At 48.3% G+C, this 19,046-nt stretch carries 9 protein-coding genes; all 9 read left to right on the forward strand.

Annotated elements, in window-relative coordinates:
* Window positions 1-2 precede the first annotated feature (2 nt).
* The 9 genes from B0475_RS12580 (at window position 3) to B0475_RS12620 (ending at window position 19,038) form a co-directional block, all read left to right on the forward strand.
* On the forward strand, window positions 3-8,330 hold the full coding sequence (locus tag B0475_RS12580; RefSeq protein ID WP_157892936.1) for a hypothetical protein: 8,328 nt from the start codon (window positions 3-5) through the stop codon (window positions 8,328-8,330).
* A 2-nt stretch (window positions 8,331-8,332) separates the two neighbouring features.
* Complete coding sequence (locus B0475_RS12585) at window positions 8,333-10,585, forward strand: beta-propeller fold lactonase family protein (protein WP_077412226.1); 2,253 nt, start codon at window positions 8,333-8,335, stop codon at window positions 10,583-10,585.
* 90 nt (window positions 10,586-10,675) lie between these two features.
* A complete protein-coding gene (gene pheA, locus B0475_RS12590) occupies window positions 10,676-11,764 on the forward strand; it encodes a prephenate dehydratase (RefSeq protein ID WP_077412227.1) in 1,089 nt (362 codons plus the stop codon).
* Between the two features lie 220 nt (window positions 11,765-11,984).
* Window positions 11,985-13,097 carry a Glu/Leu/Phe/Val dehydrogenase dimerization domain-containing protein gene (locus tag B0475_RS12595; RefSeq protein WP_077412228.1) on the forward strand — a complete coding sequence of 371 codons (1,113 nt, stop codon included), beginning with the start codon at window positions 11,985-11,987 and terminating at the stop codon, window positions 13,095-13,097.
* Complete coding sequence (locus B0475_RS12600) at window positions 13,097-14,260, forward strand: acyl-CoA dehydrogenase family protein (protein WP_077412229.1); 1,164 nt, start codon at window positions 13,097-13,099, stop codon at window positions 14,258-14,260. The genes B0475_RS12595 and B0475_RS12600 overlap by 1 nt, the downstream gene beginning before the upstream one ends.
* 129 nt (window positions 14,261-14,389) lie before the next feature.
* On the forward strand, window positions 14,390-15,583 hold the full coding sequence (locus B0475_RS12605) for a thiolase family protein (RefSeq protein ID WP_077412230.1): 1,194 nt from the start codon (window positions 14,390-14,392) through the stop codon (window positions 15,581-15,583).
* A 2-nt stretch (window positions 15,584-15,585) separates the two neighbouring features.
* On the forward strand, window positions 15,586-17,193 hold the full coding sequence (locus tag B0475_RS12610; RefSeq protein WP_077412231.1) for a carboxyl transferase domain-containing protein: 1,608 nt from the start codon (window positions 15,586-15,588) through the stop codon (window positions 17,191-17,193).
* Window positions 17,194-17,210: 17 nt separating this feature from the next.
* Complete coding sequence (locus B0475_RS12615) at window positions 17,211-18,005, forward strand: enoyl-CoA hydratase-related protein (RefSeq protein WP_077412232.1); 795 nt, start codon at window positions 17,211-17,213, stop codon at window positions 18,003-18,005.
* An 88-nt stretch (window positions 18,006-18,093) separates the two neighbouring features.
* Window positions 18,094-19,038 carry a TonB family protein gene (locus B0475_RS12620; RefSeq protein ID WP_077412233.1) on the forward strand — a complete coding sequence of 315 codons (945 nt, stop codon included), beginning with the start codon at window positions 18,094-18,096 and terminating at the stop codon, window positions 19,036-19,038.
* The last annotated feature ends 8 nt before the right edge of the window (window positions 19,039-19,046 follow it).

Genomic DNA, 19,046 nt, shown 5'->3' on the forward strand with positions numbered 1-19,046 from the left:
AAATGAAATATAGAATAAATACCCCATATCAAACAATTTCTGTCATCTTTACACTGTCATTGATGATTTTTTCTTCGGCCCTGATGGCTGCCTGGCCGAATGGTGGAGGTGGTTCAGGAACTGAAAATGCGGTGGCCATTGTCACTTCTTCCAGCGGCAGTACTTATACCATTGGTCAGTTTGAAGGAACCGTCACATTTGGTGAGCATGAATTGAGCAGTTCTGGTGTTAAAGACATCTATGTGCTGAAAGTGAATGCCAATGGCAGCATAGCCTGGGCGATCAAAGCAGGTGGCGCCAGTTTAGATATTCCAACAGACATTGCAGTTGATGAATCTGACAATGTATATATTGTGGGTTCATTTTATGGCACAACCAGTTTCGGTGGTGTCGATTATACCGTCACAGGTGGAGTGCAAAATGGATTCCTGGCGAAATACAATTCTACGGGCGGATTTGTCTGGTCTAAACGAATAGGCAGAAACAACCATGAAAGTGTGGTAACTGAGGTTGAATCAATCGAAGGCGATTCAACCATGATCCCACCCGTTGAAGGTTCAGTTTACATCGCCGGTCATTATCAAAACAGTTCGATTGTTGGTGGCATTCCCCTTGATACCAATAATTCAGCTGTGGCAGAAAACTCTGAATTGTTGATTGCCAGGTTTGAACATGATGGAGATGTTCAATGGGCCGTTGACCGGGGAGGCAGCAGTACATTCGGTGAAAAAACCACCGGCATGAAAGTTGATGAAAACGGCCGCGTTTATATGATGGCCGCCAGCAGTCAACCGCAGACATTTTTGAGTGAGCCATTTAACTATAACGATGACACCATCCCACCGGGATGGAACAGTAATGTAACTCCCGCCAATTGTGTGCTGGGTGTCAGGTATTCGAATTTTCCCGGGAATGGAACCAGGAAACTCAATTTCAATGGTGGTTACCGAAGGGTAGATACCCCTGTTCAGAATACTTCAAATATGCAGGGTTTGAGATTGAGCTTATTGGTTTATGAAGGCCGGGACGGGATTTCCAACAGCGAAGACACTGATGGTGGTGAAGATTTTATTATTTCATATCGCAATTCAAGCGGTGGGTATACTCAGCTTGAACGTTTCTACGGTGGGGGTTCCAGACCACAACTGGGCAGGGCATATGTGCTTGGTAATGATGCCTTTCATAACAATTTCCAATTACGCTTTGAGCAGACCAACGGCAGCGGGGGTTGCTATGATTACTGGCACATTGATGACCTGGGTCTGAATGGTCAGTCCAAGCCTGATAACATTGCTTTTGAAATCACCAATACACTGGAAACCCCAGTGATTAACTCTCCTGTTTTGGTGAATAAAGACATCACCATCAATGACATGGTTTATAACCCGGTTAATGATAACCTGATAATTTCAGGGACCAACAATTTCAACAGCACCAGTTATTGCGGAACATTGATACCTGCTGGTTCATTTGTGGCCAGTTTAAATATGTCTGCCAACCCCAGTTTTACATGTGACTGGGTACGCTATCCGCAAAATGGTTCAGATTCTGTTGGTGGCGGCATTACCCTGGATGAAGTCGGTAACATCTATCAGATCGGAACTTTTGATGGGAGTTTGACCTATACCAACGTAGACAACCAGTGTCTTGGCAATGTGGTCGAGAATGAAACCATCACTAGTTTCAATGGCAATTCTGATGTATTTATGGTGTCTTTCAATGAAGACGGGGTGGCTTGTTGGCTGACTGGTGGTGACACCTTCGATGAGATCGATTCTTATCCGGCCATCATTGGTGAAATTGAAACAGAAACCGGTGTTGATGTGTCCACCAATGGGCTCAGCGAGTTGTATATCACCGGTGACTTCAACTCCAGCATTATTTTTGGCCAGGACGAACGTTTCAATGGCAACGGTGAATCTGACATTTATGTGCAGCGCTGGGGCACTGATGGCAGACCGTTCCAGGTTGAATCATGGCCCATCGGCAAAGCCTTGAACGCACCACCCAATGCTTATCTGGATGATGTGGCATTGGTTCCTGATTTTTTCCGTGAAGGTGAACCGGTGGATGCCATCGGACAAAAACTGTTTTATTGGGCAGGGCCGGTAGGTGGTGAATCTGCTAAATTGGTACCTTTACAGCCATTTGATGAAATCGAGGTTCATTGGCGGGTCAGTTCCAATCCCGGAAGCACCAACCGAATCATCACATCGGGCACTGCCAATTGGCCGAGTGAGGTATGTACTGAGCTGGTGGTTGAAAAATGTTACCAGATTCATATTGCCAGTGCGCCAGTGGAAATTGAACCGGCTTCAGGTGATTATCTGTTGCTTGACCTGGCTTATGCCGGTGGTAGTGCAGCGGTTGATAATCGGGTGTTCAATAACTACACATCTGGCTTTTCCACCCTGGTTTACATCAATGGTCCGGCACCTGACGTGTTTCAGTATCCGGTTGAATTTGAAGTGGTCAGGACCGTACCATTCAGTTCTGTACCGATGTTTGAAGATGGGGTGACCTGGACCATTGGTTCGAAACTGGAAGATGACTACCACAATGAAATCGGGCGTACGGGTTATGTACTTAATCCGCTGGCCTATTACGATGGTGTTGGTACCAGCGCGGCTTATAACCGGACCGCCAGGACCGGGCAGATCATTCCGGTCAACAGGATCGAGTCATCAAGACCCCAGGACGTGGGCAGAGAACTGACAGTGGCCTGGTACCGCAGTAACATCCGCGGGGTTTATTGGGCCGAAAAAGCCGTGCGGTACGATCCGCAATGGCCTTTTGATCCGGACAAAATCATCATTGCCAGTCAACAAGGTGGTGAGGTATTGGGTCAGGAGCCACTGGATCCTTTGAACTTCCCATCGGTGTCCCTGTACATACAGGACAACCCATTGTTAGCGGGCTTTAACCCCAATGATGAGCATGCCATATTTGCCCCTTCAAATACCGGATCAGGTGTCGAGGCGGTTTTTGCATTGCGTTCAGATTTCGGCGATAAGCTCAATGGCGATGACAGTGCGGCTTCAGATCCCTATGTGATGGTCAAATACTATGACGAGGTTTCATTGGAATGGAAGTTCAGGGTCTATGAAGTGATGGCCACCGGGGCCGGGTTCAACAATTTCCAATTCACTGGTGTGGCAGCTACCACCGTATCACCACCATATCCAGTACGCTTGTTGCCAGGTTGTGCAGAAAGTAAAGCAGTTGGCCAAGCGGCTGGAGAACAGCCGCCACCGCCATTTTTCCAGGATTACAAATCCCAGATTTGGGCCAAATCATCTGGCAGTGGTGAGTTGATGTATTACTATCCATTGCAACCGGGTTTCTTCTTTGACCTGGACAACAATGATCTGCAGGATGACCTCGACAATGATGGTGAACCTGATTTGGATACCACCTGTGTGCCGTGGCTGGCGAGGTTGCCTGATTTGGAAGGTGGTACCGCTAACCCCACCGATCCGATCAAAGTGAGGTACGACATCACCTGGCCAACCGAAGTGCCACAGTTGGTGATTGGTGAAACTTTATTGACACCAAAGCGTGGTCTGCCAGACATCATGAATCAGGCAGCCGTTGAAGTGGTCTATGATGATTTGTACAACTCATTGGCAGAACCCTTGCCCAGTGACACCCTGGCTCAAATGATCGATCCGTTGAACCCCAGGTTTGTGCGCCTGGATGTGGTGCCTTCAGCGGTGGCCACAGAATTGCAAACCAATGGTCTTGAAGCCATACTTGGATCGGCGGACGGTACCATTAAACTATCAGCCGCCGTTAAAAAGCGCATCAGCTTTGACCCATTGAATCAAAAGTTGACGCTCATCGGCCTGTTTGATGAGACTGGAGCTGGTGAACCTTTGCTGTTACCCAATGTGTTGTCCAAGAATGACCGGGTTGAGTTGAAGAAACTCAATGGTGGAGATGGCTCAGAAGAATCAGGGTTTACCGGCAGTTGTGATGTGGCTGGCAGTTGTGACTGGGATCAGGCGGTTGAATCGCTGTTCCGTCTGTCGCGCAACCCCAACCAAATTGAACGCATCTGCACCAGTTCTGTGGTTCAGGATGGTATCCGGGTTTGTCAGACATCCAATCCGGTTACAGAAGATGATGTGTTGATTGGTTTTCAGGATGCCAATAATGATTACGTGCTGGAGCCTTTCCAGGCGGTCGGGGTGGCAGGTGCTTTGACAGCAGGTAATGCTCAGGGCAGTGGTTTCATGACCATCGCCTTCAACAACGATCCATCATTAACGCCTTTACCGGTCAGTTTGAACATCATTCGGGTGGATTGCTTGCAATCTCCGCCACCACCGGTATTGCCAGGTGATGCCGATGTTTATGCCTCTTATCAGGGACAGTTGCAGGTGATTGCACCTGAAAATATTTTTGACGAGCAAATCGTGTTGCGTCACAGTGGAGATTTTGGTGGCAACCCTGACGCCCTGGAGTTTGAGTGGTATTTCCACCCGGATCTGGACGGTACTCCGCCCATGCCATTACCTGACCCTGCCAATGGTCAGTTAAATGGTTGGATTAAATTTCCGGTTGATGAACCGCTGGGGGCTAATGAGATCACCATTGCTGGAGCCAACATTCAAACTTTGTCCGACAATTGGTATGTGGCCAGGTATCGTGGTCTGCCAGCTTGTAACAATGGTTCAGAATGGAGTCTTTGGGCTGGTCAACCAGGAGGCACTCCACTTGATCAACGGGCACAATTGGCCGAAGGTTGGGTTAAACGGGTACTGAAGCGCCTCAATCCATTTGAAGCCAGGGTGCAGAATTTTGCCCAGGCCGCTACCAATAACTATGCCAGCATGCTGGTACAGTTGGGTGAGCGTTATGAAGGCGATGTGGCACTGAATAATGACCCGGATAACCTCAATAACATTGGTTTGATTGAAGCATACACGACAGTGATGCGTCGAGCCATGTCGCTGAGTGTGGATTCCACACCGCCAGTCAACTATGGCCCAGCCAATAAAGCCATTTTACTGGTGGCCTCAAGATTGGTCGATTTTTATACATTGCTGGGTAATGAAGCTTATGCCGATGCGCAGGATCCAATGATTGGTATCAGCACCGATGGTGGTACCATTTCACTGGCACCATCAATTTTCAATTTCCAGAATCAGCTGGACTCATTGCTGACAGAAGAGTTGGTATTGCTTCGAGGGCGGGATGATTCGCAGGCACCGGTCAGGGCCAATCCGGTCTATAACCGACTGTTCTGGAATTTCACCACCGGTGATGGTGAGGTGGCATATGCATTGTCTTACAACATCTCTGATGTCAATGACACCGGAGTGATTGATGAGTTTGATGCCCGCATTCAATTCCCACAGGGTCATGGCGACGCCTGGGGTCACTACCTGACGGCCACAGACATTTACTATGATTTATTGCGTCATCCTTTTTACACCTGGGAAGCACAAACCGAGGCCATATTGATCGCTGGGGTACCCAATCAGGTAGACTTCCTTGATGAACGACAGTTCGTCGAAACTGCGGCGGCCAAAGCCAGGGTTGGTGCTGAAGTGGTTGATCTCACATACCGTTCTGCCTATGTAGAAGATCCTGCAGGACAGTATCAGGGTTATGTTGATGGCGATGATGATCGGGCATGGGGTGTCAGCGGCTGGTCCAGAAGGGCAGGTATGGCGGCCTACTTCGACTGGGTAACGGCCAATGCCATCATTCCGGCAGAAGACACAGATCCTGATCATGTGGGTATTCAGAAAATTGAACGGGGTAACATCCTCGGATTGAATGAAATCATCACCCACTTCTCTGACATTCAGGGTCAGGTTGATGAGGCTGACCGCGGGCTTAATCCTTTGGGTCTGGCCAGTGGTGTGGTGCCATTTGACATCGATCCGGATGCCATCGATCGTGGAAAAACTCACTTTGAACAGGTCTATGAGCGGGCTGAAGAAGCCATGGAGAATCTGGTTGATGTTTGGGACTTTGCCAATCAGATCACCAACCTCATGCGCCGCAATCAGGACAGTGTAGAAGACATTTCGCGTGACGCCAGAGGCAGTGAGAATGATTTCAACAATCAGTTGATTGAAATTTTTGGCATGCCTTACGACGATGACATTGGTCCCGGCGGTACCTATCCAGCGGGTTACAATGGTCCGGATTTATACCATTATATGTACATTGATGCACCGGCTTTGGCGGGTACTGATTTTGATTTCTCATGTACTGAAGTGGATGATGATGGCAACTGTACCGGATATGATCCGGATAACAACACCATTGGGGTGATCAAAGAGTTCACTGGTTCATTTTCACCAGCGGCTGGTGGGATTAACTTCTTTGATCTCGGACCGGCAGCAGCCAATGCACCTGAACCCGGTGAAGGTTGTGATGATAATCCATTGGGTTCAGGATGTGCTCTGGGTGATCTTAACCTGGATGACAGTCTGGATGTGCAGTACCGCACGATTGAGTCTGCTGATTTGGGTTTTGCATTTGCCAAACCTGAATCCTGGACAGGTGCTCGCCGGGCCGTTGGTAAGTTGCAGGAAATTCAAAATGAAATGGTTCAGGCCCGGGTAGCTGTCAGACAGGCCATGATCGACTATGACATCCTCAGACAAGATGTGGCCGATGCCATTGATGGATTGCAAGCCACTTTCAATATCACAGAGAACTCCATGGACATCGCCAATGATGCCAGTAATGAGATCACCAAACTCACTGACTGGGCATTTGGCCTCAACACGGCTGCAGCCATTGGTCACATGGCGGCTGATGCGCTCGATGCTTCCTTTGAAGATGCCGCCACGTGTATACCAAGAAACACCATTGCTGGTTTAGCTGGTGGTGGTGACTTCTTGTCAGGTGCCGTTTGTGCGGTCGAAGCCGGTGGTTCCATTGCGGCATTTGCTGTCGATAAGGTAGCAGATGGCCTTGAGGTGGCAGCTAGCGGCGTTGAGTTTGCAGCAGAGAAGGTAGCCAGTGCGGCTGAAGACGCCGTGGTGCTGAACGAAAACACCCTTGAGTTGTATGACGTGGCCGGTGAAATCGGGGCGTTGATACGTAAAGAGCCCGCATTGAGGGCAGAAATATATGCACGCTCTGAAGCAGCTCAGCAGTTGATCGGTAAATACAACACGGCATTGACGCAGGGACTGCAGGTCATGGAGCAGTTGTCAGCATTCCGCCGGCAAGGGGCTGCGGCGATTCAGGAATATCGTTATGAAGACATGGCATTCCGTATTTTCCGAAACGATGCCTTACAAAAATACCGCGCGGCATTTGACCTGACTGCCAGGTATGTCTATCTGGCAGCAGCGGCTTATGACTATGACACCAACCTATTGGGTACCGACGCGCAGGGTGGACAGGGTTTCCTCACGGACATTGTCAGGGAACGTTCTATTGGTCAGATACTGAACAATGAACCAGTGGCAGGCTCCAGAGGGTTGGCGGATCCAATGGCCCGGATGAAGCTTAATTTTGATGTGCTCAAAGGGCAGATGGGCTTCAACAACCCGCAAGTTGAAACCAACCGGTTCTCGCTACGGTATGAGCTGTTCAGGATAGCTGATGACGAATCTTCAGATGATACCTGGCGCGAGTTGCTGGAAGATAACCGGGTGGACAACCTCTGGGATGTACCTGAATTCAGACGTTATGCCAGACCGTTTGCTGATGAATCTGCCGGACCACAGCCAGCAATTGTGCTGACTTTCAATACATCGGTGTTGTTTGGCCTGAACTTTTTCGGTAATGAACTGGGTCCAAATGACAGTGCCTATGACTCCAGTCAGTTTTCTACCCGCATCAGAGGCGTGGGGACCTGGTTTGAGGATTATGCCGGCTTACCATTGGCCAACACCCCAAGGATGTACCTGATTCCAATCGGTGCCGACATCATGCGTTCACCTGCAGCGGATAATTTCAGCGTCCGTGAATGGCAGATTCTGGATCAAACCATACCCGTTCCGCTGCCACTGGGAGCCAACGACCTGGATCGGTTTGACTGGTTGCCATCAATTGATAATCAAATTGGTAATTCAACTGATATCAGGCGTTATTCACAATACCTGGCACATCATTACTCCGAGCCTTTTGATGCCAATCAAATAGTTTCCAGTTCCCGCCTGATCGGCAGATCGGTGTGGAACCGCAAGTGGATGATGATCATACCGGGAGCCAGTTTCCTCAATGATCCTGATGAGGCGTTGGATACCTTTATCAACGGCCAGCTGATTCCAGGTGGTGGTGGATTGAGGGATGGTGAGGGTGTCAGCGACATTCATTTATTCTTCACAACTTATTCGTATTCAGGAAATTAATCATGAAATTACATCATATGAAATGGGTCTTGATGGGGTTATTACTGATGCCAGTGATGGCCAATGCAAAACTGTCCCAACCTGACTACGTGTTGTACGGAACCGCCACCTGGTTTGGCGGCCCTTTGGCCACTGAATCTGAAGTATCGATTTATCTGAACAATCAACTGATCACGGTGGCCAACTATGCCATGGGTACAGATCAAAGCCTTAATGGCCTGTACGCACTCAGGGTGCCGATGGATGCCAATGATCCTCGAGAGTTTGGTAAAGCCAGGCCAGGTGATCCTGCTTCGATCTACATCAATGGCAGTCTGGTTGCTGAAGTTTTGATTGGTGAATATGGGGTGGCTGAGCGTCTTGACATTGACCCCATCAATTTGTCCGGTGATGCATCTGTGATCAACATCTCGGGTGCTTCAGTGACTGAAACAGACAGTGGACAGGTGGACGTTGAATTATTGGTGACTTTATCGAATTCTTCAGATGCGGTGGTCACTGTAGACTGGGTTACAGTGGATGACACAGCGGTGGGTGCCGATGCCTGTAACTTTGATGTGGATTACCTCAACAGTTCTGGTACTGCCACCATTCCCATTGGTCAAACCCAAGCCCTGGTCAGGGTGCCGGTGTGTGGTGATGCCCTGATTGAGTCCACTGAGACTTTTGATGTGGTGTTGTCCAACGCACAAAATGGCATCATTCAATTTGACCGTGGAGTGGCAACCATTCTGGATAACGACGGATTGCCTGAGTTACGTGGATTTGATCGGGTGGTGTTTGAACCAGAAAATGGTGTTTTAACACAAACCTTTGAGCTGAAATTATCCAGGAGCTATGAGCAGGATGTTCAGGTTACTTATCAAACGGTGGCTGGCAGCGCAATGGCAGGTGTTGATTTTGTCAGTAGCAGTGGACAACTCACCATTCCTGCAGGTTCAAGCCAGGCAAATATAGCAGTTGATTTTCTGGCTGATGGTATTGAGGAAGACATTGAATTCATGACTGTTTTATTGTCTAACCCAGTGAATACTACACTGGTCAACAGTGAATTAAAGGCCTTTATTCTGGATGCCAACAAAGATGAGCAAACCACTTCATCGGATCAGGTTGACAGCAATGCAGTTCCTGAGTTGATCAGTCCTTCTGATGTGCAGTTCAGCGCTGATGGAAAACAGGTGTATGTGTCCAGTCTGGCAGCAGGTGGTTCAATTCTGAGGTTCGGTTTTAAACATGGCAAAATGACTTTTCTTGAAAAAACAGATGCCGGAACAGCAGGTTTTGAAGCAGGTTTGTTTGGTTTGATTCGTGACATCACGTTCACTCCGGATGGCCAGTTCCTGTTCGCTGCTTCCAGTGAAGATCAGGCCATCATGTCAATGTCCAGAGATGCAGTTACCGGTTCATTGAGCCTTACTCAGGTGGTTGAAAACAACAGCCCAACTGCGTTAGGAATCAATGGAGTCTATGGACTTGATATCAGTGCCGATGGTAAACACCTGTATGCAGCTGGCAGTATTTCCAACAGCATCGCTGTGTTTGAGATCAATGATGTTGATGGCAGTCTGACTCACCTTGAATCTGAATATCAGGGGGTGGATGACACAGGTGACAGTGGACCCACAGTGACCTTTATGGATCGACCAGTTGATGTGGTGGTCTCACCCAATGGACAATATGTATTGGTGGCTGCAGACTTCTCCTCCTCATTGGTGGTGTTTGAACGCGATGTGGTTACCGGTTTGTTGACTTATCAGCAATCGTTCAAAAATGGCATTTCTGGTATCAGCGGCATTGGAGGTGCATCGGCTTTGTGGGTTTCAGATGACAACAAACAAGTCTATGTGGCTGGCCGTGCTGTAGATTCATTGGCGACTTTTGCCATTGATGATAATGGTGTTATCGCTTTTGAAGAAGCCATTTCACAGGCAAATGGTGACTTCATTGGCTTGAATTCTCCTGCTGCTTTACTGGGTAATGCCAGCGGTGACCGACTGTACGTGCTGGGTTTTGAAGATTCAACGATGGTTACTTTTGAACGCAATGCCATCCAGGCGGATGCGGGATTCGGCGACTTGGCTTTCGCTGACATAGAGCAGGATGATGTACAGGACATTGATAACATGGCGGGGCCAGTGGCTCTGGATATTGATACATCCAATCAATGGATTCTGGTGGCCGCAGGCATTGACAATGCCATTGAAATTTTCAAAACCCACCTGAACGACCTGATCTTTGCCAGCAGCTTTGATTAAGCAGATGAAATTTGTCTAAGAAAAGCCGGCCTCAGGGTCGGTTTTTTTGTGCTTTCGCAGTAGAATGCTCTTTTTTGATGAATAATTATCATGGCTGAAGACAACCAGGAATGGCTGACATCCTTGCGCACTAAAATTGATGGCATTGATGAGCATATTCAATCCCTGATCACGCAAAGAGCGGCCATTGCCAACGAAGTGGCACAAAGTAAAAGCAAAGCCGAAAGTGGTGGGTTTTATTACCGCCCAGAGCGTGAAGCTCAGGTGCTCAGAGCGGTCAAAGAACGCAATGAGGGTCCTTTATCCGATGAGGCGCTGGTCCGGTTATTTAAAGAAATCATGTCAGCCTGTCTGGCACAGCAAAAACCGCTGAACATAGCCTTCCTGGGACCGGAAGGCACTTTCTCAGAAATGGCCACCTACCGCTATTTTGGTCATTCAGTCAAAGCCATGCCTGAAGCCACCATTGACAGGGTGTTTGCTGAAGTAGAAGCTGGTGTGGCTGATTTTGGGGTGGTGCCGATTGAAAATTCCACCGAAGGTGCGGTTAATAACACCCTTGATATGTTCATCAATTCGCCATTGAAAATTTGTGGGGAGCTGGATTTTCCTATTCATCATAACCTGATGTCCAAACAGGAGTCGCTGGAGAACATTCAGGTGATTTTTTCTCACCGCCAATCCCTGGCACAATGCAGAATGTGGTTGAGGGAACATGCCCCGCACATTGATACCATGGCGGTCAACAGCAACGCTGAAGCCGCTCGTAAAGCATCCTATAACGAACATGCAGCGGCGATTGCCGGAGCATCCGCTGCAGCCATGTATGGTCTCAAAATATTACACAAAGACATTGAGGACCAAACTGACAACGCCACCCGTTTTTTGGTGATCGGTAAACAGTTGCTGGCACCAAGCGGTGATGATAAATCATCACTTATGGTGGCTGCTAAAGATGAACCTGGTGTGTTGTTTCACATCCTTCGACCATTGAATGACCAGGGAATCAGTATGACCCGGATTGAATCACGCCCCTCCAAAAAGAATAAATGGGATTATGTGTTTTTCATCGATGTAGAGGGTCATGTTGAGGATCCACAGTTGAGTAATGCGATCAGTGAAATGCAAAGATATACCTCCAATCTGCACATTCTGGGTTCCTACCCCAAGTCGGTTTGAGTAATTGCTGTTGATGCAAATTTAACAGGATTGTTGTATAATTGCGCGCGCTCGAAATGAGCGTGTTTTTTATCGTTCATTCACCCAACATCCTTCAAGATCAGCACCAGAGGATTGGTGTGCTTTCGAATTTGAAGGGGGACACACGATTCTGCGACCCAGAATTTTCAAATTTAACCAAGTAAACAGTCATTGCAGACTGTTTTGATGAGGACACAACATGAATATTTTTGAGACCATTGATAAGACAGAGCACGAAGAAGTTGTTTTTTGTCATAACAAAGACGTGGGATTAAAAGCCATCATTGCCATTCATAACACTGTGCTGGGCCCTGCATTGGGTGGGCTGCGCATGTGGCCATACAAGACTGAACAGGAAGCCCTGAATGATGTGCTGCGTCTGTCCAGAGGCATGACTTACAAAGCCGCTGTTTCAGGTCTTAATCTGGGTGGTGGGAAATCCATCATTATTGGTGACCCAAAAACCGACAAGTCTGAAGAGTTGTTCCGCGCGTTTGGTCGCTTCATTGATTCATTGGGTGGGCGATACATCACTGCTGAGGATGTTGGGATCGATGTCAATGACATGGAGTATGTGTTCCAGGAAACTGAAAACGTGGTTGGTGTTCATCAGGTTCACGGTGGTTCAGGTGATCCTTCACCGTTCACTGCATATGGAACTTACCAGGGCATCAAAGCCAGTCTGGAGAAAAAATTTGGTAATCAGAACATTGGTGATTATTCTTACGCTGTCCAGGGTGTCGGTCATGTTGGAATGGAACTGGTTAAATTGCTGCACAAAGATGGCGCCAAGATTTTTGTCACTGACATCAATGAAGAAGCCATTCAGCACTGTGTGGATAATTATGGTTGTGAAGCCGTAGGTCTGGATGAGATATACGACGTAGATGCGCAGGTTTATTCACCTTGTGCATTGGGTGCCACGGTGAATGATGACACCATTGGCCGATTTGGCTTTGATATTGTCTGTGGCAGTGCCAATAATCAATTGGCTGAAACCCGTCACGGTGACGAATTGGAACAACGTGGCATGGTGTATGCACCTGATTACGCTGTGAATGCCGGCGGCCTGATGAATGTGTCCATTGAGTTGGAAGGGTATAACAGAGAACGTGCTTTGCGCATGACCCGTAATATTTATTACAACATCAAACGAATCTTTGACATTGCCGATCGCGACGGCATCGCCACCTGGAAGGCTGCTGACCGCATGGGAGAGGAGCGCATCCAGAAAATGGGTAAAGTGAAGTTGCCATTTATGTGTCAGAAAAACGTCAAGTTCTCTGGTCGATCTAAAAACGGTAACAACTGATGAATTATGATGTTGCCTTGAATGAAGACCTGGAGTTGCTGAGAGACACCGTCAGAAAATTCACCGCGGAAGAAATCGCACCGAGGGCTGAACAAATCGATCAGGATAATTTGTTTCCGGCTGATTTGTGGCAAAAAATGGGTGACCTGGGGTTGCTTGGTATGACGGTGCCAGGTGAGTATGGTGGTTCAGAAATGGGTTACCTGGCGCACCTGATAGCCATGGAAGAGATTTCCAGGGGCTCTGCTTCAGTGGGCTTGTCATACGGTGCTCATTCAAACCTCTGTGTGGCCAATCTTTACAAACACGCCACCGAAGAACAACGTCAAAAATATCTGCCCAAGCTGTGCAGTGGTGAGTATGTTGGTGCATTGGCGATGAGTGAACCGGGCGCCGGATCTGACGTGGTTGGCTCAATGAGTTGTACCGCCGTTAAACATGGGGACCACTGGATAGCCAATGGCAACAAAATGTGGATCACCAATGGCCCCGACGCTGATGTGCTGATCGTTTACATGCGCACGGCAGATTCATCTGCCGGCTCCCAATGTATGACGGCATTTCTGGTTGAAAAAGGCATGCCAGGTTTCAGTACGGCACAGAAACTTGACAAACTGGGAATGCGAGGTTCAAACACCTGTGAGTTGGTGTTTGAAGATTGCCGCATTCCGGACAGTCAGGTATTGGGTAAGGTCAATGCTGGTGTGGGCATCCTGATGGGAGGTCTGAACACAGAAAGACTGGTTTTGTCAGGCGGTCCAATAGGTATCATGCAGGCAGCCATGGATGTGGCCGTGCCATACACGGCTGAACGCAAACAGTTTGGTAAAGACCTTGGCCAATTCGGGCTGATGCAGGCGAAAATTGGCAAAATGTACACCGATCTGCAGGCCTCAAGGTACTTCGCCTATGGAATTGCTAAAGATTACGACCGCCGCATTGAGTCTCGTTTGGATCCGGCGGCCTGCCTTTATTTTGCTTCCAGTGCTGCCGTCCAGTTAACCACAGAAGCGATTCAGGTACTGGGAGGTAATGGCTATATCAATGAATACCCAACCGGTCGTTTACTGAGAGATGCTAAACTGTATGACATTGGTGCCGGCACCAATGAAATCAGACTGATGTTGATTGGCCGCGAACTGTACCGCAGTGCCAAATCATAAATAACTTTGACATAATCCCGGCAGCCACACACTTAAGTACGTTGGATGTCGGGCAAAGACCACTGAGTTTGCTTGACAGACCAACACAACAGGCAAAGCAAAATCACCCAACATATTGAGAGAAGAGTCATGACCAAAGCCATCGATAATGCGGTATACATTGTTGCCGCCAAAAGAACCGCCATTGGTTCATTTCAAGGGCAATTTGCCAACACCGAATCAACCCGGCTGGGTGCCGAAGCCATTAAAGCAACCGTTGACCAGGTGAGCATCAACCCCAATGATGTCGAAGAAGCCATCATTGGATGTGTATTACCCGCAGGGCTGGGGCAGGCGCCAGCAAGACAGGCGGTGTTGCATGCCGGCTTGCCCCTTTCTGTGCGTTGTACCACAGTTAATAAAGTATGTGGTTCGGGGATGAAAACGGTGATGATGGCTCATGATGCCATCAAGGCAGGATCCGCTCAATTGGTACTGGCAGGTGGTATGGAGTCGATGACCATGGCACCATATTTGTTGCCCAAAGCCCGTGGTGGTTATCGCATGGGCCACGCTCAAATGCTGGATCACATGTTCTTCGATGGTTTACAGAATCCATATGATGGCAACATGATGGGTGCATTTGCTGAACAATGTGCCGATCAATACAGTTACAGCCGTGAAGCTCAGGATGAATTCAGTGCAGAGTCAGTCAGACGAGCCATGCAGGCCATCGAATCAGGCGCTTTCAGTGATGAAATTGCCGCGGTTGAAGTCAGCAACAGAAAGTCTACCGTCACTGTCGCCCAGGACGAAGAACCACCAAAATGTGACATCAGTAAAATTCCCAACCTCAGACCTGCTTTCCGCAAAGAAAACGGCACAGTCACTGCAGCCAATGCATCCAAGATTTCAGACGGAGCCTCAATGACTTTACTGGCCTCGGCGGAGTATGTCGCTGAACATAACCTGACGCCGATGGCTCGAATTGTCGGACATCATCAATTTGCCCATGAACCTGAGTGGTTCACCACTGCTCCGGTCAGCGCCATGCAACAATTGTTGGATAAGATAAACTGGCAGGTCTCAGATGTGGACTTGTTTGAGATCAATGAAGCCTTTGCGGTGGTCACCATGGCCGCCATGGAAGAACTCAATATTCCGCATGATAAAGTCAATGTCAACGGCGGAGCCACTGCACTGGGTCATCCCATTGGTGCATCAGGTAATCGCATTCTGGTCACCTTGATTCACGCGCTGAAAAACCGAGGATTGAAAAGAGGGGTTGCTTCATTGTGCATCGGTGGTGGTGAAGCGACTGCCATTGCCATTGAATTGGTATAAACATGAAAATCATCAAAACGCAAATTGACTCATCTTCAACTCAGTTCGATGAAAATCGTCAGTTCATGACGGCATTGGTTGATGATTTAAAACAACAACTGGAAACCACCGCTCAGGGTGGCTCAGCCAGGTCCAGAGATAAACACACCCAGCGGGGCAAACTGTTGGTCCGCGACCGCATTCGTTTGTTACTGGACCCGGGCAGTCCGTTTCTGGAGATAGCGCCATTGGCCGCACATGGCATGTATCAGGGAGCAGCACCTGCTGCTGGTATGGTCTGCGGAGTCGGAGTGGTCCATGGGCAACCCGTTATGGTGGTGGCCAATGACGCCACGGTCAAGGGTGGAACTTATTTCCCCATGACAGTAAAGAAACACCTCCGGGCTCAGGAAGTGGCTGCTGAAAACCATTTGCCTTGTGTCTACCTGGTGGATTCTGGTGGTGCATTTTTACCATTGCAGGATGAGGTGTTTCCTGATAAAGACCATTTTGGTCGTATATTTTACAATCAAGCTCAACTTTCTTCGAAAAACATTCCACAACTCGCCGTTGTTATGGGGTCATGCACAGCTGGTGGGGCATATGTTCCAGCCATGTGTGATGAAGCCATCATCGTCAAAGAGCAGGGCACCATTTTTCTTGGTGGGCCACCATTGGTGAAAGCAGCCACAGGAGAGGAGGTGGATGCTGAATCGCTGGGTGGTGCTGAAGTACACTCTTCGCAATCGGGAGTCACAGATCACTTTGCAGAAAATGATCAGCATGCTTTGCAAATGGCCCGCAACAGCTTGCGATTTCTGAATCGACCTGTGCACCATTGGTTAACCCGTCAGTCGCCACGAGAGCCACTTTACCCCAAACATGAGTTGTATGGCATCATTCCGCAGTCAACCCGGATTCCTTATGATGTCAAAGAAATCATAGCCCGGATTGTAGATGGATCTGAGTTTCAGGAATTCAAAGCAAAATACGGTACCACGCTGGTATGTGGATTTGCTCACATCAATGGCTACCCGGTTGGTATTGTGGCCAATAACGGTATTTTGTTTGCTGAGTCCGCTCTGAAGGGTGCTCACTTTGTAGAGCTGTGCAATCAACGCAAAATTCCACTGGTATTTTTACAAAACATCACTGGTTTTATGGTTGGTCAGAAATACGAGAATGCAGGCATTGCCAAAGACGGTGCCAAAATGGTGACTGCTGTGGCCTGTGCACAGGTTCCTAAATTCACTGTGGTAATCGGCGGTTCGTTCGGAGCAGGGAACTATGCCATGAATGGCCGGGCATATCAGGGACGTTTTTTGTGGATGTGGCCCAATGCAAGGATTTCTGTGATGGGTGGTGATCAGGCTGCATCGGTACTGACCACGGTGAAACAAGATGGCCATGACAAAACGGGCAAAAAATGGGATGCTCAGGAGAAACAGGCTTTTTATGATGACATCAAACAGCAATACGAAGATCAGGGTCACCCATATTATTCAACTGCGCGGTTGTGGGATGATGGCATCATAGACCCTCGGGATACCCGACAAATTTTGTCACTTGCGCTTGAAGCCAGTACACATGCTGATGTTGATGACGTTTCTTATGGCGTCTTCAGAATGTAAATACACAGGAGAATCTGATGTTTTCTAAATACAAAACCATTCAATTGAACAAAGGAAAAAACGGGGTTGCCACGGTGACCATGAACCGTCCTGAAGTACACAATGCTTTCAATGCGCAAATGATTGAGGAGCTGACCAGTTGTTTCAGGTCGCTGAATGACAACAAGCAAATCAACGTCATTATATTGCGTGCCAATGGTGCTTCTTTTTCAGCCGGAGCTGATGTGAACTGGATGCGTGACATGGCTCAGGCTTCAGAAGAAGAAAACAAGGCTGATTCTGAAAAATTAGCTGCCTTAATGAGGGCCATAAACTTCAATGCCAAGGCCACCATTGCGGTGATTCAAGGGTTGGCCCTTGGTGGTGGTGTGGGTCTGGCCTGTTGTTGTGATATGGTGGTTGCAGCTGAAGATGCCAAGTTTGGCCTGACTGAATCCAGACTGGGTTTGGTGCCTGCAGTTATTTCCCCATATGTGATTGATGCCATTGGCACGCGCAAGGCCAGACGTTATTTCCAGACAGCTGAAATTTTTAAAGCACAGAAGGCCATGGATCTTGGTATTGTCTCCGAAGTCATGGCCGCTGAAGAAATGGAATCCTGGGTTGATAAACAACTCTCGTTCTTACAATCCACCGGTCCCAATGCCAAAGAAATCAGTAAGAAGCTGGTGATGTCAGTGGTCGGCAGAACGTTGCCACAACAACAAAAGATTGATGAATACACCACGCAGGTCATCGCTGCGGTCAGGGTGTCGGCTGAAGGCCAAAAAGGACTGAATGCTTTTTTGAACAAAGAGAAGGTAAACTGGTAAAAAAGTCAACAATTAAATTTAAAGATATTGCAAAGTGTGAAGCAGTCGTTACAATACATTAAATAAGCGTTATCTCCCGAGTAAAAAAATGTATAAAAAAATGCTGAGCACGATGGGCCTGATTCTGCTGGTTTCCAGCGGTTGGGCACAAGAGGAAGAAGAAACAGAAGCGTCGTCCAAAAGACCCAGTTGGTCTGAGGGCTTGCCTGAACGACAAAACACGGCCGACCTTAATACCCCGGATTTCAAACCTGACATCGATAATGACATTGAATTGGATATGTCGGAATTTGGTATCAAGCCCAAAGCCGATATTGTCATTGATCTGCCCATCAGTGCGGAGTTACCAGAGGACACCGAATCTGTAGACTCCGAACCTGAGGCAGTTGAGCCGGTCACAGTAAGTGAACCTGTGGAAGTCTTGGTTGATGAACAGCCAGAGCAAGCACCTGTTGAAGAAGCTTCACCTGATATCAATGATGAACAAGAAGCATTGTTGCCTGTCGAAGAGGCGGTGGTTGAACGCCAGCCAGATGAGCCGCCAGCGATCGAAGAGACTGATATGGAGGCGTCTCCAACCCAACCGGCTACCGGACAAGTGGCAGAAGTGGTTGAAGAGATTGTTGGAGATGATGAGACAGATGCACAGCTTGACAATGTGGCCAGTACAGAGGAATTGACCGTCGATGAATCATTGGCTGCGGTTGAGCCACCAGTGGACACCAGCATGGATGCCGTTTCTGAAGCACAATCTGAAGAATCAGAGTACGTATGGTCAATCATCAAACAAACACCCGTTAAATACCCAGTCAGGGCAGCCATTGAGAACGTTGAAGGGTGGGTTGATGTGGAAGTGACCATCAATGCCGATGGCCAGGTGGTATCTGCCAATGCCATTAAATATTCCAGAAAAGGCCGCCTGTTTGGTAAGCCTGCTGTTCAGGCAGTTAATGAGTGGCTGTTTGATCCGCCACGTAATCAAGGCATCGAGGGCAATCTCACCCGGGTTTATAAAATTGAATTTAACCTCTGAGTATCCTT

Origin of the sequence: Marinicella sediminis, assembly GCF_002000055.1 — a bacterium.
GTDB lineage: Bacteria > Pseudomonadota > Gammaproteobacteria > Xanthomonadales > Marinicellaceae > Marinicella > Marinicella sediminis.

Bases quoted from the DNA above. Each gene is read 5' to 3' on its own strand.
- B0475_RS12580 (WP_157892936.1), top strand. From the start codon at position 3: ATGAAATATAGAATAAATACCCCATATCAAACAATTTCTGTCATCTTT.
- B0475_RS12585 (WP_077412226.1), top strand. From the start codon at position 8,333: ATGAAATTACATCATATGAAATGGGTCTTGATGGGGTTATTACTGATG.
- pheA (WP_077412227.1), top strand. From the start codon at position 10,676: ATGGCTGAAGACAACCAGGAATGGCTGACATCCTTGCGCACTAAAATT.
- B0475_RS12595 (WP_077412228.1), top strand. From the start codon at position 11,985: ATGAATATTTTTGAGACCATTGATAAGACAGAGCACGAAGAAGTTGTT.
- B0475_RS12600 (WP_077412229.1), top strand. From the start codon at position 13,097: ATGAATTATGATGTTGCCTTGAATGAAGACCTGGAGTTGCTGAGAGAC.
- B0475_RS12605 (WP_077412230.1), top strand. From the start codon at position 14,390: ATGACCAAAGCCATCGATAATGCGGTATACATTGTTGCCGCCAAAAGA.
- B0475_RS12610 (WP_077412231.1), top strand. From the start codon at position 15,586: ATGAAAATCATCAAAACGCAAATTGACTCATCTTCAACTCAGTTCGAT.
- B0475_RS12615 (WP_077412232.1), top strand. From the start codon at position 17,211: ATGTTTTCTAAATACAAAACCATTCAATTGAACAAAGGAAAAAACGGG.
- B0475_RS12620 (WP_077412233.1), top strand. From the start codon at position 18,094: ATGTATAAAAAAATGCTGAGCACGATGGGCCTGATTCTGCTGGTTTCC.